The sequence below is a fragment of the Rathayibacter sp. AY1A4 genome (assembly GCF_002930955.1).
In the GTDB taxonomy this organism is placed as follows: Bacteria; Actinomycetota; Actinomycetes; order Actinomycetales; family Microbacteriaceae; genus Rathayibacter.
In genome coordinates, this window is sequence record NZ_PSTN01000020.1 from 1 (window position 1) to 23,482 (window position 23,482).

The following is a 23,482-nucleotide window of genomic DNA, read 5'->3' on the forward strand; positions in this document are numbered from 1 at the left end:
GAGCACCGTCATGGCGAATCCGGCCTGGGTCCAGATGAGGACGACGACGAGGAACAGCGTGTTCCACGGCTCGAGTCCCAGCCAGTCGACCGGCGGGGCTAGGGTCGAGCCGTGAGCAGGATGGGTGACGTCGCGGCAGGCGGCGGGATGCGCGGAGGGGCGCGCGGCGGGAGGATCTCGAGCAGCGATCCGGACAGCCAGCGGGAGATCAACGCGGCGGCTCCGAAGGTCGACGACCTGCTCCGGCGCATCGCGGGACTCTTCCGCGACCACCGCCCCAAGCTCACGCTCACCGTGATCCTCGTGCTCGTCGGCGCCGCCCTCACGGTGGTGCCCCCGCTCCTCACCCAGCTGGCCTTCGACCGCGGGCTCTTCCCGCCCGGCGGACGCCCGAACCTCCCCGTGCTGCTCGAGCTGGTCGGAGTCATGGTGCTGGTCTGGGCGTTCTCGGCGATCCTCGGCGTCTGGCAGACCTACCTCACCGCGACCGTCGGCAACACGGTCATGGGGGAGCTGCGCATCCGCCTGTTCCGCCACCTGCAGGCGATGGAGCTCGGCTTCTTCACCCGCACCCGCACCGGCGTCATCCAGTCGCGCCTCGCCAACGACGTGGGCGGCGTGGCCAACGTGCTCACGAACACCGTCTCGAGCGTGCTCGGCAACACCGTCACCGTGATCGCGGCCGTCGTCGCGATGCTCCTGCTCTCGTGGCAGATGACGATCGTCGCCCTCGTCCTCACTCCGGTGCTCGTCGTGGCCCAGCGCCGCGTCGGCCAGGTGAGGGCGCGCATCGCGACGAAGACGCAGGAGTCGCTGTCCGAGATGACCGCGATCACCCAGGAGACCCTGAGCGTCTCGGGCATCCTCCTGGCCAAGAGCTTCGGCCGCCAGGAGTCGGAGGTGACGCGCTACGCCGACGAGAACGGCCGCCAGATCGAGCTCCAGGTGCGGCAGCAGATGTCCGGCCAGTGGTTCTTCGCGATGGTGCAGATCTTCCTCTCGGTCATCCCCGTGATCGTGTACCTCGTGGCCGCCTGGCTGATCCTCGGCGGCACCACCGTCACCGCCGGGACCGTCGTGGCCTTCACCACCGTGCAGGCGCGCCTGATGTGGCCGCTCCTGGGCCTGATGCGCGTCGCGCTCGACCTGCAGACGGCCGGAGCGCTGTTCGCCCGCATCTTCGAGTACCTGGACCTGCGCCCGGCGATCACGGACCGGGCAGATGCACGCGAGGTCTCGGGCGAGCTCGGCCGGGTCGAGCTCGACGACGTCGTGTTCCGCTACCCCGACCAGGCGGAGGACGCGCGCCCGACGCTCGACCACGTCTCGGTCGCGATCGAGCCGGGCCAGTTCGTCGCCTTCGTCGGTCCCTCCGGCGCGGGCAAGACCACCATCTCGTACCTCGTCCCGCGCCTCTACGACGTGGCCGGGGGAGCGGTGCGCTTCGCCGGCACCGACGTGCGCGAGCTGCGGCAGGAGTCGCTCGTCTCGCACATCGGCATCGTCAGCCAGGAGACCTACCTCTTCCACGCGACGATCGGCGACAACCTCCGCTACGCCCGCCCGGACGCGACGCAGGAGGAGCTGGAGGCGGCCGCCCGCGCCGCGAACATCCACGCGACGATCACGTCGTTCCCCGACGGCTACGACACGCTGGTCGGCGAGCGCGGCTACCGGCTCTCCGGAGGCGAGAAGCAGCGGCTCGCGATCGCGCGCGTCCTGTTGAAGGACCCGGCGGTCCTCATCCTCGACGAGGCGACCAGCGCCCTCGACACCGTCTCGGAGCGGATCGTCCAGACCGCGCTCGACGACGCCGCCCGCGGCCGCACCACGATCGCGATCGCCCACCGGCTCTCGACCATCGTGTCGGCCGACGTCATCCACGTCGTCGAGGGCGGCCGGATCGTCGAGTCGGGCACCCACCGCGAGCTGCTCGGCCTCGGCGGTCTCTACGCCTCGCTCTACGCACAGCAGACGGAGTCGGCCCTCCAGGGCTGAGCCGCGGATCGGCGGCCGGACTTCGCGGGGCTACTCGCAGCCGACGCCGTCTGAGTCGCCGGGCCCCGTGCACGACGTCGGCGGAGAGCACGTGCCCCTCCCGGTGGGGGAGGCGCACCACTCTCAGCCGATGTCGTGCGCGCCGGAGGCGGTCACTCCGCCGGCCGGTCCTCGAGCATCTGCTCCATCAGCGAGATCTCGGCCTCCTGGGCCTTCACGACGGAGGAGGCGAAGTCGGTGGCGACCGTCACGCGGCTCCGGGCGAGCAGCGCCTCGGCCATGTCGATCGCGCCGCGGTGGTGGGCGATCATCAGCTCGAGGAACATCCGGTCGAAGTCTCGGCCCGACGCGCTGCTGAGGGCGGTGATCTGGTCCGGTGTCGCGAGACCGGGCATGCTCGCGGGCACGACGCCGTCCTCGGTCCCCATCCCCATCGACGAGTGCTCGTCGGCGGCTCCGGCCAGGGTCGGCCGGCCCATCCAGGTCATCGAGGGCTCCGGAGCAGCCTGCGGCAGGCCCCACGAGTTCAGCCAGCCGAAGAGCTGCCCGGCCTGCTGCTGCTGGGTGAGCAGGATGTCCTTCGAGACGGTGAGGACCTCGTCGTCGGCGCTGCGCTCGCGGGCGATCATCGCCAGCTCGGCGCCCTGCAGGTGGTGCACCTGCATGTCGCGCGCGAAACCCGCTTCGGCGCTGGCGCTCGAGGGCGTCGCGGCGGAGGCGAACGGGGCGAGCGCGCCGAAGAGGTAGCCGCCGGCCGCCCCGAGGAGGAGCGCGACCACGGCGACCGCGGCGACGAGGATCCGGCCCCTACTGCTTGCCGGGCGCATCGATCCCTCCGGTGCAAGGGGCGCCGGGCTCCGGAGCGCTCGAGGACTGCCAGAATCGCTCGACGAAGGCATCGATGCGGGGGTCCTCGGGCGAGTCGATCGCGACCTGGGCGTCCCAGGCGCTCAGCACGATGGGCGACTCGAGGCCCTCGTAGGGCGAGACGACGGAGTAGGTGTCGGGCATCGCGGCGATCAGCGCGTCGACCTCGCTCTGCGGGAGCTCGGGGTCGTAGGTGGCCCAGACGGCGCCGTGCTCGAGGTCGTGCACCGCGTTCTCGTTCGGGACGGGCTCGTCGTAGACGCCGCAGTTCATCCACACGGCGTTGTGCGGGCCCCCCGCCGGCGGGGTCTGCGGGTAGTCGACGGCGCCGGCGACGTGGGTGGCGTCGTTGTCGAAGGTCTGCAGGCCGTCGATCTCGCGCGCCTCGACGATCTGCTGGTTCCCGAAGACGGTGACCGCGACGATCCCGCCGACAGCGAGGAAGGCCAGGGCCGACAGCGACCAGATCCAGATGCGGGAGCCGCGCTTGCGGCGGTCCTGCTCGCGCTTGTAGGCCTCGAGCTTCTCCTGTCGGGCGCGGTTCTTGGCGGACATCGTGTCTTTGGGCACGGCGGCGTCTCTCGTTCTGAGGGCGGAAGGCGCCTGGGGCGGGCGCAGGCGCCTGAGAGGCGCTCTCAGAGGATAACGAGCGAGGCTTCGGATCGGATCAATGCGCGGTCAGGAGGGATCTCGGTACTCCCGAGGAGCGGGCTGCTCGATCAGCAGGATGCGCCGCCGCTCCCCGCTCAAGGAGCGAAGGTGAGCCAGAGCAGCAGGCCGTTCAGGACGATGAGGAAGACGGCGGCCAGAGCGGCGGCGAGGGTGGTGAACCAGCGGTTCGTCTGGTCGCCCATCAGGCGGCGGTCGCGCGTCAGGATCACGAGCGGCACGAGCGCGAAGGGGATGCCGAACGACAGGACCACCTGGCTGAGCACCAGCGCGCGCGTCGGGTCGAAGCCGATTGCGAGCACCAGGAGCGCCGGAATCAGCGTGACCAGACGACGGGCGACGAGCGGCACCCGCACCTGGAGCAGACCGTGCATGATCTCGGCCCCCGCGTACGCGCCGACCGAGGTCGAGGCGAGGCCGGAGGCGAGCAGGCCGACGGCGAACAGGGTCGCGACCACCGGGCCGAGCGCCGCTCCGATGGCCGCGTGGGCGCCCTCGAGGCTGTCGGTCCCGGCGACTCCCGCGAGGGAGTGCGCGGCGAGGAGCAGGATCGCGAGGTTCACGGTGCCGGCGATGGCGAGCGCGATCGTCACGTCGATCCGGGTGGCGACCAGGATCCTCCGGCGCGCGCCGACGCCCTCGACGTGGCCGAAGCGGTCCCGGGCGAGCGCGGAGTGGGCGTAGATCGCGTGGGGCATGACGGTCGCGCCCAGGATCGAGGCGGCGAGCAGCACCGACTCCGAGCCCTCGAAGCGTGGCACGAGACCGGCGACGGTCGCGCCCGCGTCCGGCGGATCGACGACCACGCCGACCGTGAAGCCGACGGCGATCAGCACCATCAGCGCCGTGATCACCCGCTCGAACGGCTGCGCCCCGCCCCGCGTCTGCACGAGCAGCAGCACCAGCGAGACCGCGCCGGTGACCACGCCGCCGGCCAGCAGAGGCAGTCCGAAGAGCAGGTTCAGCGCGATCGCACCGCCGATCACCTCGGCCAGGTCGGTCGCCATCGCGACCGTCTCGGCCTGCAGCCAGTAGGCCCGGCGGCCCCAGCGGCCGCGCAGGCGGTCGCCGAGCAGCTCGGGGAGGCTGCGGCCGGTCATCAGGCCGAGCTTCGCCGAGAGGTACTGGATGAGCCAGGCCATCAGGTTGCCGAGCACCACCACCCAGACCAGGAGGTAGCCGAACCGGGCGCCGGCCGTCATGTTGCTGGCGACATTGCCCGGGTCGAGGTAGGCGACTCCGGCGACCAGCGCCGGGCCGAGCAGGCGGAGGAGGTGGATGTCGGCCGGACGCCGCGGCGGTGCGGCGATCGGTGAGGTCATTCGGGGTCCGTTCCGGGTCGACGGCGGCGCTCGCGGACCCCCACGATAGGGCACCGGCGCGACCGGCGGCACTCCCGTCCCGAGACCGCTCCCTGTGCCTCCGCCCACCCCCGTCACACGCCCGGAGCCGGTTGCTACGCTGGCGGGATGAGCCTGGATCGCGCCCTTCCCGCACGCCCGGAGACCGGGATGGCCTACGCCGATTCGGTCCTCGACCTCATCGGCGACACTCCGCTGGTGAAGCTGGGCCCGGTCGCGGCGGGCGTGCAGGCGACCGTGCTGGTCAAGGTCGAGTACCTGAACCCCGGCGGCTCGTCGAAGGACCGCATTGCGACCCGCATCATCGACGCCGCCGAGCGCGACGGGCTGCTGAAGCCCGGCGGCACCATCGTGGAGCCGACCAGCGGCAACACCGGCATCGGCCTCGCCCTCGTCGCGCAGCAGCGCGGCTACCGCTGCGTGTTCGTGCTGCCGGACAAGGTGGGGGAGGACAAGCGCAACGTCCTCACCGCCTACGGGGCCGAGATCGTCGTGACGCCGACGGCCGTCGCTCCGGAGGACCCCGCCTCCTACTACTCCGTCTCGGACCGCCTCGCCCGCGAGATCCCCGGCGCCTTCAAGCCCAACCAGTACGCGAACCTCAACGGACCGCTCAGCCACTACGAGACCACGGGCCCCGAGATCTGGCGCGACACCGCCGGCCGGCTCACCCACTTCGTCGCGGGAGTCGGCACGGGCGGCACCATCAGCGGCGTCGGCCGCTACCTCAAGGAGGTGTCGGAGGGCCGCGTGCAGATCGTCGGCGCCGATCCCGAGGGCTCCGTCTACTCCGGCGGCGGCGGTCGCCCGTATCTGACGGAGGGCGTCGGCGAGGACTTCTGGCCGAGCGCGTACGACCCGAGCGTGGTCGACCGGATCATCGCCTCCAGCGACGCCGAGTCGTTCGCGATGACCCGCCGCCTCGCCCGCGAGGAGGGGCTGCTCGTCGGCGGATCGAGCGGGCTCGCCGTCTCCGTCGCGCTCAAGGCCGCCGCCGGTCTCGGGCCGGACGACGTCGTCGTCGTGCTCCTGCCGGACGGCGGGCGCGGCTACCTCGGCAAGATCTTCAACGACCGCTGGATGCGCTCCTACGGCTTCCTCGAGATGCGCGACGAGGGCACCGTCCGCGACGTGCTCCGCGCCAGGGCGGCGAGCGGGCAGGCCGACCTCCCGGCGCTCGTGCACGCGCACCCGACCGACACCATCCGCGACGCGATCGGCATCATGACCGAGTACGGCGTCTCGCAGCTCCCGGTGCTGACCGCCGAGCCGCCGGTCGTGATGGGCGAGGTCGTCGGAGCCGTCGACGAGCGCGAGCTGCTCGACCGCGTCTTCGCCGGATCCGCCTCGATGAACGACCCGCTCGGCGACTGCGTGGGCGACGCGCTCGCGCTGATCGGGCTCGGCGAGAGCATCACCGCCGCCCGCGCCGCGCTCACCGAGCACAGCGCCCTCCTCGTCACCGACGAGGGCAAGCCCGTCGCGGTGATCACCCGACAGGACCTCCTCACCTACGCCACGGCCTGACGGCCGCCGCCTCCGCACCTCCGACCCAGGGAGCCCGCACCATGCCCAAGAAGCAGCACTTCGACACCCGCGCCATCCACGCCGGCCAGGAGTTCGATCCGACCACCGGGGCGGTCGTGCCGCCCGTCTACATGACCTCCACGTTCGTCCAGGACGGCATCGGCGGTCTCCGGGGCGGCTACGAGTACGCCCGCTCGGCGAACCCGACGCGCGACTCGCTCCAGGAGCTCATCGCCTCGCTCGAGGGCGCGGACGTCGCCTACTCCTTCTCCTCCGGCCTCGCCGCCGAGGACACCCTGCTGCGCGCCGCCCTCGCGCCCGGCGACCACGTCGTCCTGGGCAACGACGCGTACGGCGGCAGCCACCGCCTGATCGACCGGGTGCACAGCGCCTGGGGCGTGCGCAACACGGCCGTCGACATGTCGAACCTCCGCGAGGTGCAGCGGGCGATCGTCCCCGGCGAGACGAAGATGCTCTGGGTCGAGACCCCGTCGAACCCGCTGATGACCATCAGCGACATCGCCGAGCTCGCCGACCTGGCCCACGCGCACGACCTGATCGTCGTCGTCGACAACACCTTCGCCTCCTCCGCCCTGCAGCAGCCGCTGGCCCTCGGTGCCGACGTGGTCGTGCACTCGACCACGAAGTACCTCGGCGGCCACTCGGACGTCGTCGGCGGCGCGCTCGCCCTGCGCTCGGGGCCGCTGGCCGAGAAGATCGCGTTCCTGCAGTTCGCGGTCGGAGCGATCTCGGGCCCGATGGACGCATGGCTCACGGTCCGCGGCATCAAGACCCTCGGGGTGCGGATGGAGCGCCACTCCGTCAACGCGCAGGCGGTCGCCGAGTTCCTCGTCGAGCACCCGGCGGTGACGGCCGTGCACTACCCGGGCCTGCCCTCGCACCCCGGCCACGAGCTGGCGAAGCGCCAGATGTCGCGGTTCGGCGGGATGCTCTCGCTCGAGCTCGCGACGCCGCGCGCGGCCCGGAAGTTCGCCGAGTCGACCGAGCTGTTCCAGCTCGCGGAGTCGCTGGGCGGCGTCGAGTCGCTGATCGGCTACCCGAGTGAGATGACGCACGCGTCGGTGAAGGGCACGCCGCTGGAGGTCTCGGAGTCGCTGGTGCGCCTCTCGGTGGGCCTCGAGGACTCGTCCGACCTGATCGCGGACCTGTCGGCGGCGCTGCCGAAGAAGTAGAGGCGGGAACGCCGCCCCGCGGGGCGGCATCTCGATGGTGCGCCCGATCCGGCCCCTGCCAGGATCGGGCGCATGACCTCCTCGCGCCGCTTCGTCGACCTCAGCCACACCGTCGCGGACGGGCTGGTGACCTACCCGGGCCTGCCCGCTCCGCGCATCCGGTCGCACCTCACGCGTGAGGCGTCCCGCGCCTCCTACGCGCCCGGCACCGAGTTCGCGATGGACGTCATCGAGATGATCGGGAACACGGGCACCTACCTCGACAGCCCGTTCCACCGCTACGAGGGCGGAGCCGATCTCGCCGCTCTCCGCCTCGAGACGCTGGTCGATCTGCCTGCCGTCGTGGTCGACGCGACCGGAGCCACCGGACGGGGCATCAGTGCGGACGCGGTCGCGGGACTCGACGTCCGCGGCGCCGCCGTCCTCCTCCGCACCGGCTGGGACGCGCACTTCGCCACGCCCGGGTACGGCAGGGGCGCCCCCTTCCTCAGCGGCGCGGCGGCGGAGTCGCTCGTCGCCGCCGGCGCGGTGCTGGTCGGCATCGACTCGGTGAACATCGACGACACGGAGTCGGGCGGATCGCGGCCCGCGCACTCGGCCCTCCTCGCCGCGGGAGTGCACGTCGTCGAGCACCTCACCGGCCTCGGCGGGCTGCCGGCGACAGGGGCGCACTTCACCGCCGTGCCGCCGAAGGTGCGGGGCTTCGGGACCTTCCCGGTGCGGGCCTTCGCGGTCGTCGACGAGCCCTGACCGGCGCAGGGCGCCCGGGCGCCTCCGGCTAACCTGGACCGATGCATCCCGCTCTCGCCGCCGTCGGCCGGCGCGTCCGGCCCCGCACGCGCCTCGCGGCGCTGGGCCGTCGTGTCCGCCCCCGCACGCGGCTGCGCTCCGCGGCCCGGGTCGTCCGCTCCGCCCCTCAGCGCCTCTCGGAGCGCCGCGCCGCCGTGATCGCCGCCCGGCCGATCGACCACCCCTCGCCCGCGCTCCGGCGCGAGCTGCTGCTGCTCGCCCTGGCCAACCGCTTCTCCCGCCGCTCCGCGGTCGATCCGGCGGGCGAGGTCGTGGTGACGATGACCACGCACGGCGAGCGGCTGCAGCGGGTCCACGTGGCGCTCGAGTCGATCGCCCGCGGCGACGCCCGGCCCGCGCGCCTGGTGCTCTGGCTCGACGACCCGGCCCTGCACGCCGACCTGCCCGCGCCGCTGCGCCGCCTCCGCCGCCGCGGCGTCGAGATCCGCCTGGTCGACGGCTACCGCGTGCACACGAAGTACTACCCGCACCTGCTCTCGGGCCGGGCGGGGGAGCGCGACCTCGTCACCTCCGACGACGACATCGTGTACCCGCGCACCTGGCTGAGGGGCCTGCTCGACGCCCGCTCGCGCTACCCCCGCGAGACCGTGCTCTGCTACCGCGCCCACCGGGTGGGGATCGTCGACGGCGCCGTCGCTCCGTACACGAGCTGGACCCCGGTCGCCGACACGCGCGCGTCGACCGACGTCTTCGGCACCTCCGTCTCCGGGCAGCTGCTGCCCGCTCCGCTCCTCGGCGAGATCGCCGCTCACGGGGACGCGTTCCGCGAGATCGCCCCGGACGCCGACGACATCTGGCTGCACGTGCGCGCGGTCGACGCCGGCTACCGGATCGCGCAGATCGAGCCCCGCGCCCAGCTGTTCCCGTTCGTGCCGCGGACGCAGCAGTCCGGGCTCTACCTCGTCAACTACTGGGACGGCGGCAACGACCGCCAGGCCCGCGCGGCCTACACGCCCGAGGTGACGGCGCGGATCGCGGCCGACGCCTCCGCGAGAGGGGAGGTGCGCTGATGCGCCTGCTGTTCGTGAGCAACCTCTATCCGCCGCAGGTGCTCGGCGGATACGAGATGACCTGCGCGCGCGTCGCGGAGGCGATGGCGGCCCGCGGCCACACCGTGCGCGTGCTGACCACGCCGACCTACCTGCCGCCGGAGCCCTCGGGCGTCGAGGTGCACCGCACGTTGAGCCTGCGCACCTACTTCCCGCTGCCGCAGACCGGCGGCGAGATCGCTCAGCTGCTGCACCACGAGAGCGCCGTCTCGCGGTTCGAGAACACCCGCATCCTGCTCGAGGAGCTGCGCGACTTCGCGCCGACCCACGTGGTGGCCTTCAACCTGCTCGGGATCGGCGGCCTCGCGCTGATCGACCTGCTGCGCGCGGTGGAGGCCCCGTGGATGTGGAACCTCGGCGACCGCATCCCGAACGCCCTGGTCGACGGGCTGCCCGAGCGCGTGCTCCGCGTCTACGGCGCTCACGCCCCCGACCACTTCGACCGCGGCGAGATCGTCGCGGTCAGCCGCTCCCTCGTCGACGCGATCGAGGCCGGCGGGCTGAGCCTGGGCGAGGTCGAGGTGATCGGGCGGGGAGTGTCCGTTCCCCCCGACACCGCGGAGCCGCGGCGCTACCGCGAGGGCGGGACCACCCGGTTCACGTTCGCCGCGTCGCTCGGCGAGCACAAGGGCGTCGGGCTGGTGCTGGAGGCGGCGGCGTCTCTCGCGGAGGAGACCCGCGACTTCCGCGTGGACCTCTACGGCGACGGAGACGTGGACGGCTGGCGCGCCCGGGCGGACGAGGCGGGCCTGGACGGCCTGGTCGAGTTCCACGGACCGACGCCCCACGCCGAGGTGCTCGCCGCGCACGGCCGCGCCGACGCGTTCCTCTTCCCGACCTGGGCCGGAGAGGCGTTCGGCGTCGCGCCGGTCGAGGCGGCCGCGGCGGGCGCCGTGCCGATCATGACGGCGGCCAGCGGAGTCGCGGAGTTCCTCATCGACGGGGTCGACTGCATCAAGATCACCCGCTCCGCCCCGGCGCTCCTCGAGGCGATGCGGGACGTGGCGAGCGGGGCGGTGGACCTCGAGGCGCTCGGTCGGCGGGGCCGGGCCGCGGCGCGCGGACCGCTCTCGTTCGAGCGGTCCGTCGAGCTGATCGAGGCATCGCTCGAGCGCCGCTCCCGGCCGGGCCTCGCCGACCGCCTCGCCGACACCACCCTCGAGGCCGACATCATGGACAAGGATCTGCGGGCGATGGACGTGCTCCACCGCCGCTTCTCCGGACGGGACCACGACGATGACCACTGACCACGACTTCCTCCAGGACCCCGGCTCCGCGCCCACCCGGCTCGGCCGCGGCGGCGTCGTGCTCCGCGACGCCGTGCACCGGCTGGTCGCCCCCTGGTTCGAGCAGGCGCGGCTGCGCACGGAGGAGCTGCGCGCCGAGACGGCGGCCCTGCGCGACGAGGTGGCCGGGCTCCGCGGCGAGCTGAGTGCGGTGCAGGGCGACGTCTCCGTGCTGCGCGACGAGTCGGCGGGCCTCCGGGCGGCGCTGGACGAGCTCAGCGCGTCGGTCGCGGCCGACCGAGCCTCGTCCGAGGCGGCGGGTGCGGCGGCCGCCGAGCAGGCCGCCGACACCGCGGCGGCTCTCGACGAGCGCGTCCGCGGGGTCGAGCTCGAACTGCGGGCGGTCACCCGGCGCCTCGCGGAGGCGCTCGACCGCTGAGGCGGCGAGGCCCGGTTTTCGCGGCGATCAGGCGGGGACCGCCGTCCGCGCGAGCAGCTCGGCGATGCGCCCGGTGCAGCCGCCGCAGCCCGTGCCGGCGCGGGTCGCCCGCCCGACGCAGGCGACCGTCCCGTGTCCCGCCGCAGCCGCATCGGTGATCACCGCCGCCGTCACGCCGTTGCACCAGCAGACCGTGGCATCGGGGGCGAACGGATCGCCGGTCGCCGCGGCGCCCGCATCCGGGGCGTCCAGACGCAGGAGGCTCGACCGGTCCGCCGGCAGCTCCGAGCCCCGCTCGAAGAGGAGGCTGAGCTCGGCGCCGACCCTGGGCAGACCCACCGAGACGAACCCGCGCAGCACTCCTCCCGCGGTCACGAGCTTGGCGTAGCCCCCGCGGGCGGGGTCAGCCCATAGCGTCACTTCGAGGTGCTCCTCGCCCGGGCGGTGCGGGTCCCACGGCTCCGGGGCCACGTCGCCTCCTGCCACGAGGTCGACGCCCTCGGCCTTCAGCATCACGACCGCCGGTCGGGCGTCGGGGACGCGCTCCTCGCCGCAGCGGCCCTCCGCCTCCGCCCGGATCCGCGCTGCGAGCCGGTCCGCCTGCTCCCATCCCGGACCGATCAGTCCGCTCGGTCCGCCGGGCACGCGGCCGTCGGGGAGGGCCGAGCCGCGGGGGGCGACGTGCGCGCAGTCACCGATCGCGAAGACGTCCGGGTCGCTCCAGCTGCGCAGCTGCTCATCGACGAGGATCCCGGTCGAGACGGCGAGCTCCGCGCCCGCGGCCAGCTCGACCCGCGCACCGACACCGCACGAGAGCACCAGCAGATCCCCCTCGATCTGCTTGCCGTCAGCGCAGACGAGCGCCTGGAAGTGCGCACGGCCGCGGTCGTCGTGCGCGAGCAGGACGCTCTCGGACCGGGCGTGCGCCACCATCTCGACGCCGGCCGCGCGGGCGGCCGCGGCCAGCATCCGCCCCCCGCCCGTGTCGAGATTGCGGGCCATCGGGATGTCGCCGTGGAAGACGACCACCACCTGCGCGCCCTGCTCGGCGGCGGCGAGGGCGAACTCGATCCCGAGCACTCCCGCCCCGAGCACGACGAGGCGAGCGCCGGAGCGCACGGCCTCGCGGACCACCCGGGCGTCGGCCAGGTCTCGCAGCGCCACCACCCTCTCCGGGAGGGGCCGGGAGCCCGCGTCGAGCGACTCCGGATCGGCTGCGCGCACCGTCCGCTCACGTCGGGCCCGCTCCATCCCGGCGAGGGTCGGCACGTTCGCCCGGGCGCCGGTCGCCAGGACGAGGCGGTCGTAGGGGAGCCGCTCGCCGTCGTGCAGCCGCACGACGTTCCGCGCGCGGTCGATCCCCACGACGGCCGCTCCCAGGCGCAGGACGACGCCCGCCGCCTCCGCCGCCGTCCGGTCGCCGAGGTCGAGGCGCTCGCGGGTCGCCCGGCCGACGGCGTACTCCGCGAGCAGGACACGGTTGTAGGGGTCGTCGCTCTCGGCGCCGACGACCGTCAGCGCGACCAGACCGGCCCGCACGGCCGGTAGCAGCTCCTCGACGAAGCGCGAGCCGACGGGGCCGTAGCCGATCAGGACGATCCGCTCGGGAGGTGTCTCAGGCATGTGCCGTCCCTTCCGCGCGGACCCAGACCCGCGTGCGCTTGAACTCGGGCATCGACGACACCGGGTCCACGACGGCCTCGGTGAGGAGGTTCGCGCACTGCTCACCCGCGTAGTGGAAGGGCAGGAACACCGTGTCGTGGCGGATGTCCGCGGTGACGCTCGCGCGGGCGCGGACCACGCCGCGCGCGTTCCCGATCGCCACAGGTGCTCCGTCGCGGACGCCGAGCCGGGAGGCGGTCGCCGGGTGGATCTCGAGCCGAGCCTCGGGGCGGGCCGCATCGAGCTCCGCGACCCGCCGGGTCTGGGTGCCCGACTGGTACTGCTGGAGGTAGCGGCCGGTCACCAGGGTCAGCTCCTCGCCGCGGTCCACGACGACGGGGACGGCGGGGATGACGGCGACCAGGCGCGCCCGGCCGTCGGGGTGCCCGAAGCGCTCAGCGAAGAGGCGCGGCGTCCCCGTGCCGCCCGCGGGGTAGGGCCAGTGGGCGGCGATCCCGGTGTCGAGCAGGGCGTGCGAGAGGCCGGAGTAGTCGGCCACGCCTCCCGCGGACGCGCGGGCCAGCTCGTCGAACACCTCCGAGGGGACCGCCGACCAGCTCGAGGGGGCGTCGAGACGGCGCGCCAGCTCGCTCATGATCCAGAGCTCGCTGCGCACTCCTGCCGGCGGGTCTATCGCCCGGCGGCGGCGGAGCACCCGGCCCTCGAGCGAGGTCATCGTGCCCTCCTCCTCCGCCCACTGCGGCACCGGGAGCACCACATCGGCCAGCGCGGCGGTCTCGGAGAGGAAGAAGTCGCAGACGACCAGCGTGTCCAGGGCCTCGAGCCCGGCGCGGACGGCGTCGGCGTCCGGGGCCGAGACGACCACGTTGGAGCCGTGCACCAGCAGGCAGTGCACGGAGCGTCCGAGCTCGGCGAGCAGGGCGGTGGCGGGCAGCCCTGGGCCCGGGATCGATTCGGGCGTCACGTCCCAGACGGCGGCGACGTGGCGCCGCGCCTCCGGATCGCGGATGGAGCGGTACCCCGGGAGCTGATCGGCCTTCTGGCCGTGCTCGCGTCCGCCCTGGCCGTTGCCCTGACCGGTGAGCGTGCCGTACCCCGACCCCTCGCGGCCCACCAGGCCGAGCACGAGAGCGAGGTTGATCGCGGCGGTCGCGGTGTCGGTGCCGTCGACGTGCTGCTCGACCCCGCGGCCGGTCAGCACGAACGACCGCCCCGCGGCGAGCCGGCGCGCGAGGGAGCGGAGGAGCGTGGTCGGCACGCCCGTGACCGCGGACGTGCGCTCCGGCCACCACGCCGAGACGCTGCGGCGCACCGCCTCGGCGCCGGTCGTGCGCGCGGCGAGGTAGGCGGTGTCGGCGAGGCCCTCGGCGAAGACCAGGTGGGTCAGCCCGAGCAGGAGCGGCAGATCCGTCCCCGGGGCGGGCTGCAGATGCGTGCCGGCGCCGTCCTCCGTCAGCCGCGCGGTGGCCGAGCGGCGCGGGTCGACGACCACCAGGCCGCCCCGCGAGCGGGCACCGGCGAAGTGGGCGAGCAGCGGCGGCATCGTCGCGGCGACGTTCGAGCCCAGGAGCAGGATCGTGTCGGCGTCGTCGAGATCGGACACCGGGAACGGCAGTCCGCGATCGACGCCGAAGGCGCGGTTGCCGGCCGCCGCGGCCGAGGACATGCAGAAGCGGCCGTTGTAGTCGATCCGGGAGGTGCCGAGAGCGATCCGAGCGAACTTCCCGAGCTGGTAGGCCTTCTCGTTGGTGAGGCCCCCGCCGCCGAAGACGGCCACCGCGTCGGCGCCGTGCCGCTCCCGGACGCCGCGCACCGCCCCGGCGACCGCGTCGAGCGCCTCCTCCCACGACGCCTCCGCGAGGACGCCGTCGGCGCCGCGCAGCAGCGGGGAGACCAGGCGCTGTCCGCTCGCCAGCAGCTCGGCGGAGGTCCAGCCCTTGGCGCAGAGCCCGCCCCGGTTCGTCGGGAACTCCCTCCCCTCGACCGCCACGGGTACGGGGCCCGCCGCGGGTGTCAGCGTCATCGCGCACTGCAGGGCGCAGTACGGGCAGTGGGAGTCGGTCGAGGCGGGGGCGCTCATCGTCAGATCCGGGTCCCCGTCTTCGCGGCGAGGCGGAGGTAGACGCCGGCCGTGATCGCGAGCATCACCGCATAGGCGCCGACGAACCAGCCCAGCGCCGTCGTGTAGTCGCCGAACTCGGTCTTGGAGAAGCCGAGCAGCTGGGGGATCACGAAGCCGCCGTAGGCGCCGATCGCCGAGATCAGGCCGAGCGCCGCGGCGGACGTGCGCTGGGCGCCGATGCCGTCGTCACCGCGCTGGCGGGCGCGGAGGGCGAACACCGTGGGGATCATGCGGTAGGTCGCGCCGTTGCCGATGCCGGCCGCCGAGAAGAGCACGAGGAAGCAGGCGAGGAAGAGCCAGAAGCTGCCGAGCGGCAGTGTCGCGATCACGCCGAGGATCCCGGCGCCCATGGCGACGAAGGCGAGGACCGTGACAGGCGCTCCGCCGAAGCGGTCGGCCAGACGGCCGCCGGAGGGGCGGGACAGCGAGCCCACCAGGGAGCCGAGGAACGCGAGGCCGACCGTCGCCGAGCCGACGGCGAAGCCGGAGAACTCGGGGAAGGTGTCGGCGATGAGCTTCGGGAACACGCCGGCGAATCCGATGAAGGACCCGAAGGTCCCGATGTAGAGCACGGCCAGCAGCCAGAGGTGCGGCTCGCGGAGCGCGGCGAGGGAGGCGGCGACGTCGGACTTCGCGGTCGAGAGGTTGTCCATGCGCTTGGCGGCGCCGATCATCGCGACGACGATCAGGGGGACCCAGAGGAAGCCGGCGATCGGCAGGTTCAGCGTGGCCGCGGCGCCGACGGTGATCGCGATCGGCACGACGAGCTGCGCGACGGAGGCGCCCAGGTTGCCGCCCGCGGCATTGAGCCCCAGAGCCCAGCCCTTCTGCGCGTGCGGGTAGAAGAAGGTGATGTTCGCCATCGAGCTGGCGAAGTTGCCGCCGCCGAAGCCGGCGAGCGCGGCCACCAGGAGCATGACGCCGAACGGGGTCTCCGGATTCGAGACCGCGATGCCGAGTCCGACGCTCGGGATCAGCAGGAGGCCCGCCGACACGATCGTCCAGTTGCGGCCGCCGAAGCGGGGGACCATGAACGTGTACGGGATCCGGAGGGTGGCGCCGACGAGGCTCGGCATCGAGATGAGCCAGAAGATCTGCCCGGTGTCGAAGGCGAACCCGGCCGCCGGCAGCGAGACGACGACGACCGACCAGAGCTGCCAGACGACGAAGCCGAGGAACTCGGCGAAGATCGACCACCTCAGATTGCGAGCGGCGACGGAGCGTCCCTCCGCCTCCCACTGGGCGGGGTCCTCGGGGTTCCAGCCGTCGATCCAGCGGCCCGGCCGTCGGATGATGCCGGTGGAAGTGGCGGCGGTCGTGGGGGCGGTGGTCGGGGGTGCAGCAGTCATCGTGGTCCTCCGGAGGGTGGGCGGCGCGCGCGAGGGCGCGCTCGGGACGGGGAGGTGGAGCGGTGGTGGTGCGGGGAGGAGGCGTCAGGCGTTGCGCCCGAACAGCTCCGAGACGATGTCGACCAGCTCGCGGGCGGGCGGATCGACGGCGGTGAGGAGGGGAGCGGAGGCGAGGTCGGCCCCCGCGGAGGCGGCCAGGCCGGCGAAGTAGCCGGGCGCGAGCAGGTAGGTGGCGACCACGACGCGCGCGCCGGGGTGGGCGGCGCGCTCGGCGGCGACCGCCTCCGCGACCCGCGGCTCGGCGGCCGAGATGAACGAGGTGCTCACCTCGCGGCCGAGCTCGGCGGCGAGGAGGCGGCCGGTGGTCCAGCAGTCCGCGACGGCACCGGCGTCGCTCGAGCCGGCGGCGGCGAGCACGACGCGGTCGCCGTCGTCGAGCCCTGCCTCGTGGAGCCGGCGGGCGAGCACGCGCGCCAGGCGGGGATCGGGTCCGAGCGCGCCCGAGACCCGCACCGGCCGCTCCGCCTCCGCCGCGGCCTCGGCGAGGTCGACGTGCACGTGGTAGCCGGCCGAGAGCAGCAGCGGCACGACCACCGCCGGCCGGCCCGGCTCGAGAGAGCCCAGGGTCGCGGGGACGTCGGGCTGCTGCACGTCGACGAAGGAGTCGAGCACGTCCAGCGCCGGGTTGGCCCGGCGGACCGCCTCGACCAGCGCGGCGACGGCATGCCTCCCGTCGTCGTCGGAGGTCCCGTGGGACGCGGCGACCAGAGCGGTCCGCTGGGCGACCTCGATCGTGCCGTCGCTCTCGCGCACCTGCCAGGTGGCGAGGTGCAGCTCCGCTCGTGTGAAGCAGGCGCCGGTCTCGAGGTCGAAGACGTCCTTGTGCAGGGGGGAGGCGATCGTGGGCCGCTGCACCCCGTCGACCAGACGCGAGCCGACGATGCCGCGCGAGAGCACGGCCGCGCCGGTCGCGGGGTCGAGGTTCGAGACGGCCCGCACCCGCCCGTCGGGCAGGAGGAACAGGGCGAGCTGCACACCGCCGACCAGGGCGGCCTCGCCCCAGAGCGGCTCGAGGTCGCCGACGGCGCAGACCGGCACCCAGGTGGTGGCGGTCGCGGGGGCGAGCCGATCGAGGAGGGTCATCGCTGCGCCTTCTTCCTGCGGGTGGGCCACCGCATCCGGTCGGACGCGATGAGGCAACGGTAGGGATCGCGCGTTTCGTGCGAGCACGCCTCCGATGTCACGGGCGTAACGAAGCCCTCACGGCCTGCGGCGCTCGCCGAGAGGCGCGCGTCACACGCTGTTACACCGGGGCAACGGCGGGGAAACGGGCCGTCCCTACGGTGGACGTCATGACTCCTGGAGCGAACCCCGCCGCCCGGCCCCGACGCGTGCTCGTCGTCGGAGCGGGACCCGCCGCGCACCGCCTGGTCGACGCGCTCGTCGCCCGGGCCGGCGACCAGGCGCTGGAGATCACCGTCCTCGGCGAGGAGGTGCACCGTCCCTACGACCGCGTCGCACTCTCGAAGCGCCTCGACGGCGAGCACGACCTGACTCTGGGCGACGGCGCTCTGTGGGAGTCGGCGCGGCTGATCACCTCCTCCCGTGTCGTCGCGATCGATCCCGACCGCCTGCGCGTCGAGCTCGCGGACGGCCGCTCCCTCGAGGGCGACGAGATCGTCCTGGCGACGGGCTCCTCCGCCACGGTCCCGCCGATCGAGGGCGCCGAGCACGGCCGCGTCTACCGCACGCTCGAGGACGTGGACGGGCTCGTCGCCGAGCTCGCCGCGTTCCGCGCCCGGCGCGGCCGCCCCGCGATCGTGGTCGTGGTCGGCGGCGGTCTGCTCGGCCTCGAGGCGGCGGGAGGCGCGCACCGGCTCGGTGCGCGCACCGCCCTCGTCCACTCCGGCCGCTGGCTGATGAGCGCGCAGCTCGACGAGGGCGCCGGACAGGCCCTCGGCCGCATCATCTCGGCGCAGGGGATCGCGCTGCACCTCGGCAACCGGCCCACCGCGATCCTCACCTCGCCGACAGGGACGGTGCTCGGCGTCGCGCTGACCGACGGCAGCAGCATCAGCGGCGATCTCGTGGTCTTCTCCATCGGGATCACGGCGCGCGACGAGCTCGCCCGGGCGGCCGGGATCGAGGTCGCACCGCGCGGAGGCGTGGTCGTCGACGAGGCCTGCCGCACCAGCCGAGCGGGAGTCTGGGCCATCGGCGAGGTCGCCGCGATCGACGGCCGCACCGTCGGGCTCGTCGCACCCGCCAACGCGATGGCGGAGGTTGTCGCCGACCGGATCCTCGGCGGCGACGCGACCTTCCCGGGGGTCGACGACGCCACCAAGCTCAAGCTCTCGGGCGTGGAGGTCGCCAGCTTCGGCGACGCCCTCGGCACCACGGAGGGAGCGCTCGAGGTCGTCTACGCCGATCCGGCCCGCGGTCTCTACCAGAAGGTCGTCGTCTCGGACGATGCGCGCACGCTGCTCGGCGGGATGTTCGTCGGCGACGCGGGCCCCTACTCCTCCCTCCGCCCGCTGCTGGGGCGCGAGCTGCCGGCCGAGCCCGGCGCCTACCTCGCGGCGGCGGGGGCGGAGGCGCCCTCGGGCGACCTTCCGGACGACGCCCAGGTCTGCTCGTGCAACAACGTCTCGGTCGGCGAGGTCCGCCACGCGATCGGCGAGGGGTGCACCGAGCTGGGGCCGCTCAAGGCCTGCACCCGCGCGGGCACCCAGTGCGGATCGTGCGTGCCCCTGGTGAAGAAGCTGCTCGACACGGAGCTGATCCGTGCGGGCGTCGAGGTCTCCCGCGCCCTCTGCGAGCACGTGGCGCTCAGCCGCAGCGAGCTGTTCGAGTCGGTCCGCATCCTCGGGCTGCACTCGGCCGAGCAGGTGATGGAGCGCTTCGGCTCCGGGCTGGGCTGCGACGTGTGCAAGCCGGTGATCGCCTCCGTCCTCGCCACCCAGACGAACGCCTACATCCTCGACGGCGGCCAGGCGCCGCTGCAGGACACCAACGACCGCGCCCTGGCCAACATGCAGAAGGACGGCACCTACTCCGTCGTCCCGCGGATCCCCGGGGGCGAGATCACGCCGGCGAAGCTCAAGGTGATCGCCGAGGTCGCCGAGCAGTACGGCCTCTACACGAAGATCACCGGCGGGCAGCGGATCGACATGTTCGGCGCCCGCCTCGAGCAGCTGCCCGAGATCTGGCGCCTCCTCGTCGACGCCGGCTTCGAGTCGGGTCAGGCGTACGGCAAGTCGCTGCGCACGGTCAAGTCGTGCGTCGGATCGACCTGGTGCCGCTTCGGAGTCCAGGACGCGGTCGGGATGGCGGTCTTCCTCGAGGAGCGGTACCGGGGTCTCCGCTCGCCGCACAAGTTCAAGCTCGGGGTCAGCGGCTGCGCCCGCGAGTGCGCCGAGGCGCGGGGGAAGGACATCGGCGTCATCGCGAGCGACCTCGGCTGGAACCTCTACGTCGGCGGCAACGGCGGCTACCAGCCGGCGCACGCCCAGCTGCTCGCGCAGGACCTCGACGACGAGACCCTGGTGCGCTACATCGACCGCTACGTCATGTACTACGTGCGCACGGCCGAGCGGCTCCAGCGCACCGCCCGCTGGCAGGAGGAGCTCCCCGGCGGACTCGAGCACGTGCGCGAGGTGGTCTGCGAGGACTCGCTCGGCATCGCCGCCGAGCTGGAGGCCGCCATGGCCACGCACGTCGACACCTACGTCGACGAGTGGGCGGCGACCCTCGCCGATCCCGACCGGCTCCGCCGCTTCCGCTCCTTCGTGAACGCCCCGGACACCGCGGATCCGCGTGTCGCGACCGTGCGCGAGCGCGGGCAGGTCCGGCCCGCCGGCCGGGACGAGAGACCGGACGGACCCGTGCTGGTCGCGGGGCCGAGGATCCCCGTCGGTCCGGCCGGGATCGGATCGGACTCGTGATGCAGCTCTCCCTCGACCTCGACCTCGCCGGACGCCGTGTGCTCGTGATCGGCACAGCCTCCGGGACCCGCCGCGTGCTCGCCCGCTACCGAGCCGCCGGCGCACTCGTCGAGCGGCACGAGGCGGAGGACGCGCTCACCCCGGCGCCCCCGGCCCTGATCGTGTGGGTGGAGGGGCCGGCGCCGCTCCGAGCAGCGGCGGCCGAGCTCTGCCCCTGGATCGTCGACGAGGCCCCCGCGCCGACCCGGCCGGTCGGGCACGTCAGCATCGTCGGCGGCGGCCCCGGCGATCCGGATCTGATGACCCTCGCCGCCCGCCGCGCCCTCCGCGACGCGGACGTGGTGCTCTACGACCGGCTCGGTCCGCACGAGGGCCTGGCCGAGTGGGCGCCCGGCGCCGAGCTGATCGACGTCGGCAAGACGCCGGGTCATCATGCGGTGCCGCAGCACGAGATCGAGCGGCTGATGATCGAGCGGGCCCTCGCGGGTCTGGACGTCGTGCGCCTGAAGGGCGGCGATCCGTTCGTGTTCGGCCGCGGGTCGGAGGAGGTGCGCGCGTGCCGGCTCGCCGGCGTCGGCTCCACGGTCGTCCCCGGAGTGACCAGCGCGATCTCGGTGCCCGCCGCCGCCGGGATCCCGGTCACCCACCGCGAGGTCAGCAGGGCCTTCACCGTGGTCTCGGGCCATGCGCCGTTCAGCGAGCAGGAGCTCGGCCATCTGGCCGGGCTGGGCGGGACGATCGTGGTGCTGATGGGCGTGAACACCCTCCCGCACCTCGTCGCCGGGCTGCAGCGCGCCGGGATGCGCGCCGACACGCCCCTCGCGATCGTCGAGCGGGGCTGGTCGCGCGACCAGCGCACGACTGTCTCGTCGGTCGGCGGAGTGCTCGGCCTGCTCGCCGAGCTGGCACCGCGCTCGCCCGCCGTGATCGTCATCGGCGAGGTGGTCCGGCAGGCCGCGTGCCATGATGCGGGGGACCCCGAGAGCATCGCCCGAGCGGTCGATGCACTGACCGCGTGAGACCCCGAGGGGGCCGAGCATGACCGGCACCGATCCCGACGCCGCCGTGGGGTTCCGACCCGACCAGCTGGACGGCTTCCGCATCGGGGTCACCTCCGACCGCCGCTCCGAGGACCTGATCGCCGCGTTCGAGCGCCGCGGTGCCGCCGTCACGCACGCCCCCACCATCCGAATGCGCGGCGTCGACACCGAGGGCGCGCTCGAGGAGGAGACCCGCGCCATCGTCGCCGCCCGTCCCGACGTGCTCCTCGCCACCACCTCCTACGGCCTGCGGCGCTGGCTCGAGGCCGCGGACGCCGCGGGGATCGAGCTGGCCGACGCGCTGTCCTCCGCGCGGATCCTCGTCCGCGGACCCAAGGCGCGCGGAGCGATCCGTGCGGCGGGTCTCGACGACCACGGGATGAGCGAGCGCGAGACGACCACCTCCCTCGTCGACCTGGCTCTGCGCGAGGGCGTCGCCGGCCGCACGATCGCGGTGCAGCTGCACGGATTCACCGACCCGGCTCAGCTGCAGCGTCTCCGCGACGCCGGCGCCCGGGTGCTCACGGCCGCGCCCTACCGCTGGAGCGTGCACGAGGACTCCGCCCGGGTGCTGCGGCTGATCGACGCGGTCTGCGGAGGGGGCATCGACGCCGTCACCTTCACCAGCGCGCCGGCGGTGGAGGCGCTCTTCACGGTCGCGGAGGCCGCGGGCCGCCTCGACGACCTCCAGGCGGCCTTCCGCGAGACGGTGGTCGCCGCCGCCGTCGGCCCGGTGACCGCAGCACCCCTGGTCGAGGCGGGGATCCTCCCGGTCGTGCCGGACCGGTTCCGGATGGGCGCGCTCATCCGCCTGACCTGCGAGCACCTCGAGCAGGCGTCGCCCCGCATCGAGACGGCCTTCGGCACTCTCGAGCTCCGAGGCCGGCACGCGGTCCTGGCCGGGACCCGGGTGGCGCTGACCCCGGTCGCGCTCGCGCTGTTCCGGACTCTCGTCGCCGCCGAGGGCGCGACCGTCGCGCGTCACGTCCTCGCGGCCTCCGCGCCGGAGGCTCTCGACGACCACGCGGTCGACGTCGCCGTCAGCCGCCTCCGTCAGGCCCTCCCCGAACCGCGGCTCGTGGCGACGGTGATCAAGCGCGGCTACCGGCTCGCGACCCCGCTCTGAGCGGCGGCGCGGTGCCACACTGAGCGCGTGGGCAGGCTGAGGGTCGTCGTCGCGCCCGACTCCTTCAAGGGGTCGGCGAGCGCGGTCGAGGTCGCACGGGCGATCGCCGAGGGCTGGAGCGCTGCGCGCGCGGGAGACGAGATCGTCCTCGCGCCGATGGCCGACGGGGGAGAGGGCACGGTCGAGGCCTTCGCACTCGCGGTCCCGGGGTCGCTTCGGCGGCCGGTCGTCGTGCCCGGCCCGGACGACCGGCCGGTCCGCGCCTGGTGGCTGCTGCTCCCCGACGGGACAGCCGTCGTCGAGCTCGCCTCCACGAGCGGCATCACGCTGCTCGACCCGCTCCGACCGCTCACCGCGCACACGCGCGGCTTCGGCCGCGCGATCGCCGCCGCCCTCGACGCGGGGGCGGACGCCCTGCTGCTGGCGATCGGCGGCAGCGCCTCGACCGACGGCGGAGTCGGAGCGCTCCGCGAGCTCGGCGCGCGCTTCTCCACCGCCTCCGGCCGCGACCTCGGCGAGGGAGGCGGTGCGCTGCCCGCGCTCGCCGCCGCCGACCTCCGCGGGCTGCGTCCTCTGCCGCCCGGAGGCGCTGTCGTGCTCAGCGACGTCGCGACCCCGCTGCTCGGCGACTCCGGGGCGGCGAGCGTCTTCGGACCGCAGAAGGGGGCCGGCCCCGAGGACGTCCTCCTCCTCGAGAGCGGCCTCCGCCGTCTCGCCGCGCACCTGGACGCGGATCCCGATGCGCCGGGCTCCGGGGCGGCGGGCGGGACGGGCTTCGGGCTGCTCGCCTGGGGCGCGCGCCCGACCTCCGGCGCCGACGCCGTCGGACGGGCGATCGGGCTCCCGGCGCTCCTCGCGGGCGCGGACGTCGTCATCACGGGGGAGGGGCGCTTCGACGCGCAGTCCGCCGCCGGCAAGGTCCCGGTGCACGTCCTCGCGCTCGCCGAGGCGGCCGGGGCGCGGACGCTCCTCGTCGCCGGGGCGATCGCGGCGCCGACTCCCGGCTTCACCGCGGCGGTGTCGCTGACGGAGGCGGCGGGCTCCTCGTCCGCGGCCCTCGCGGACCCGCTCCCGCACCTGCGCGCCGTCGCCCGGGAGTGGGCCGCGCAGCTCCTCTGACCGTTCGCGGTGTCGGTGGT

The 23,482-nt window shown here is 74.1% G+C and carries 18 protein-coding genes; 11 read left to right on the forward strand and 7 right to left on the reverse strand.

Translation table 11 applies throughout. The annotated features are described in order from the left end of the window. Positions 1 to 120 precede the first annotated feature (120 nt). Complete coding sequence (locus tag C5B92_RS12215; protein ID WP_104247708.1) at positions 121 to 1,998, forward strand: ABC transporter ATP-binding protein; 1,878 nt, start codon at positions 121 to 123, stop codon at positions 1,996 to 1,998. Positions 1,999 to 2,150: 152 nt separating this feature from the next. On the opposite strand, the gene C5B92_RS12220 is transcribed toward C5B92_RS12215, so the two are convergent. From C5B92_RS12220 to C5B92_RS12230, 3 genes are all read right to left on the reverse strand, one after another. Next, a complete protein-coding gene (locus tag C5B92_RS12220; RefSeq protein ID WP_104224341.1) occupies positions 2,151 to 2,825 on the reverse strand; it encodes a DUF305 domain-containing protein in 675 nt (224 codons plus the stop codon). Then, entirely contained in the window at positions 2,806 to 3,435 is a 630-nt protein-coding gene (locus C5B92_RS12225; RefSeq protein ID WP_258061405.1) for a DUF3105 domain-containing protein, read from the reverse strand. Before C5B92_RS12225 ends, C5B92_RS12220 begins: the two co-directional genes overlap by 20 nt. 176 nt (positions 3,436 to 3,611) lie before the next feature. Next, on the reverse strand, positions 3,612 to 4,856 hold the full coding sequence (locus C5B92_RS12230; protein ID WP_104227179.1) for an Nramp family divalent metal transporter: 1,245 nt from the start codon (positions 4,854 to 4,856) through the stop codon (positions 3,612 to 3,614). A gap of 189 nt (positions 4,857 to 5,045) precedes the next feature. On the opposite strand from C5B92_RS12230, the gene C5B92_RS12235 reads away from it, so the two are divergent. From C5B92_RS12235 to C5B92_RS12260, 6 genes are all read left to right on the forward strand, one after another. Continuing rightward, positions 5,046 to 6,422, forward strand: a complete 1,377-nt coding sequence (locus tag C5B92_RS12235; RefSeq protein ID WP_104234473.1) for a cystathionine beta-synthase — start codon at positions 5,046 to 5,048, stop codon at positions 6,420 to 6,422. A gap of 41 nt (positions 6,423 to 6,463) precedes the next feature. After that, a complete protein-coding gene (locus tag C5B92_RS12240) occupies positions 6,464 to 7,615 on the forward strand; it encodes a cystathionine gamma-synthase (RefSeq protein ID WP_104224345.1) in 1,152 nt (383 codons plus the stop codon). Between the two features lie 72 nt (positions 7,616 to 7,687). Further along, the gene (locus C5B92_RS12245) at positions 7,688 to 8,365 is read left to right on the forward strand and encodes a cyclase family protein (protein ID WP_104350436.1); all 678 of its coding nucleotides are present in this window, start codon (positions 7,688 to 7,690) and stop codon (positions 8,363 to 8,365) included. 41 nt (positions 8,366 to 8,406) lie between these two features. Further along, positions 8,407 to 9,435: a glycosyltransferase gene (locus C5B92_RS12250; RefSeq protein WP_104350437.1), complete on the forward strand. Its 1,029-nt coding sequence runs from the start codon at positions 8,407 to 8,409 to the stop codon at positions 9,433 to 9,435. Next, positions 9,435 to 10,721: a glycosyltransferase gene (locus C5B92_RS12255; protein ID WP_104350438.1), complete on the forward strand. Its 1,287-nt coding sequence runs from the start codon at positions 9,435 to 9,437 to the stop codon at positions 10,719 to 10,721. The genes C5B92_RS12250 and C5B92_RS12255 overlap by 1 nt, the downstream gene beginning before the upstream one ends. Further along, on the forward strand, positions 10,711 to 11,139 hold the full coding sequence (locus C5B92_RS12260; protein WP_104238256.1) for a hypothetical protein: 429 nt from the start codon (positions 10,711 to 10,713) through the stop codon (positions 11,137 to 11,139). Before C5B92_RS12255 ends, C5B92_RS12260 begins: the two co-directional genes overlap by 11 nt. A gap of 27 nt (positions 11,140 to 11,166) precedes the next feature. Here the strand turns inward: C5B92_RS12260 and C5B92_RS12265 are convergent, their stop codons facing one another. The 4 genes from C5B92_RS12265 to nirD form a co-directional block, all read right to left on the reverse strand. Next, on the reverse strand, positions 11,167 to 12,762 hold the full coding sequence (locus C5B92_RS12265; protein WP_104350439.1) for an NAD(P)/FAD-dependent oxidoreductase: 1,596 nt from the start codon (positions 12,760 to 12,762) through the stop codon (positions 11,167 to 11,169). Further along, the gene (locus tag C5B92_RS12270; protein ID WP_104350440.1) at positions 12,755 to 14,842 is read right to left on the reverse strand and encodes a molybdopterin oxidoreductase family protein; all 2,088 of its coding nucleotides are present in this window, start codon (positions 14,840 to 14,842) and stop codon (positions 12,755 to 12,757) included. Before C5B92_RS12270 ends, C5B92_RS12265 begins: the two co-directional genes overlap by 8 nt. A 2-nt stretch (positions 14,843 to 14,844) precedes the next feature. Further along, positions 14,845 to 16,233 (reverse strand): MFS transporter, encoded by a 1,389-nt coding sequence (locus C5B92_RS12275; protein ID WP_104326350.1) that lies wholly within the window; start codon positions 16,231 to 16,233, stop codon positions 14,845 to 14,847. An 84-nt stretch (positions 16,234 to 16,317) separates the two neighbouring features. Next, on the reverse strand, positions 16,318 to 17,376 hold the full coding sequence (nirD, locus tag C5B92_RS12280) for a nitrite reductase small subunit NirD (protein WP_104350441.1): 1,059 nt from the start codon (positions 17,374 to 17,376) through the stop codon (positions 16,318 to 16,320). Positions 17,377 to 17,585: 209 nt separating this feature from the next. On the opposite strand from nirD, the gene nirB reads away from it, so the two are divergent. The 4 genes from nirB to C5B92_RS12300 are packed head-to-tail and all read left to right on the forward strand — an operon-like array spanning position 17,586 to position 23,462. Next, complete coding sequence (gene nirB / locus C5B92_RS12285; protein WP_104350442.1) at positions 17,586 to 20,177, forward strand: nitrite reductase large subunit NirB; 2,592 nt, start codon at positions 17,586 to 17,588, stop codon at positions 20,175 to 20,177. Then, positions 20,177 to 21,196 carry a uroporphyrinogen-III C-methyltransferase gene (gene cobA, locus C5B92_RS12290; protein WP_104350446.1) on the forward strand — a complete coding sequence of 340 codons (1,020 nt, stop codon included), beginning with the start codon at positions 20,177 to 20,179 and terminating at the stop codon, positions 21,194 to 21,196. The genes nirB and cobA overlap by 1 nt, the downstream gene beginning before the upstream one ends. A 19-nt stretch (positions 21,197 to 21,215) precedes the next feature. Continuing rightward, positions 21,216 to 22,343 carry a uroporphyrinogen-III synthase gene (locus tag C5B92_RS12295; protein WP_104238252.1) on the forward strand — a complete coding sequence of 376 codons (1,128 nt, stop codon included), beginning with the start codon at positions 21,216 to 21,218 and terminating at the stop codon, positions 22,341 to 22,343. 36 nt (positions 22,344 to 22,379) lie between these two features. Then, positions 22,380 to 23,462: a glycerate kinase gene (locus tag C5B92_RS12300; protein WP_219814352.1), complete on the forward strand. Its 1,083-nt coding sequence runs from the start codon at positions 22,380 to 22,382 to the stop codon at positions 23,460 to 23,462. Positions 23,463 to 23,482 lie beyond the last annotated feature (20 nt).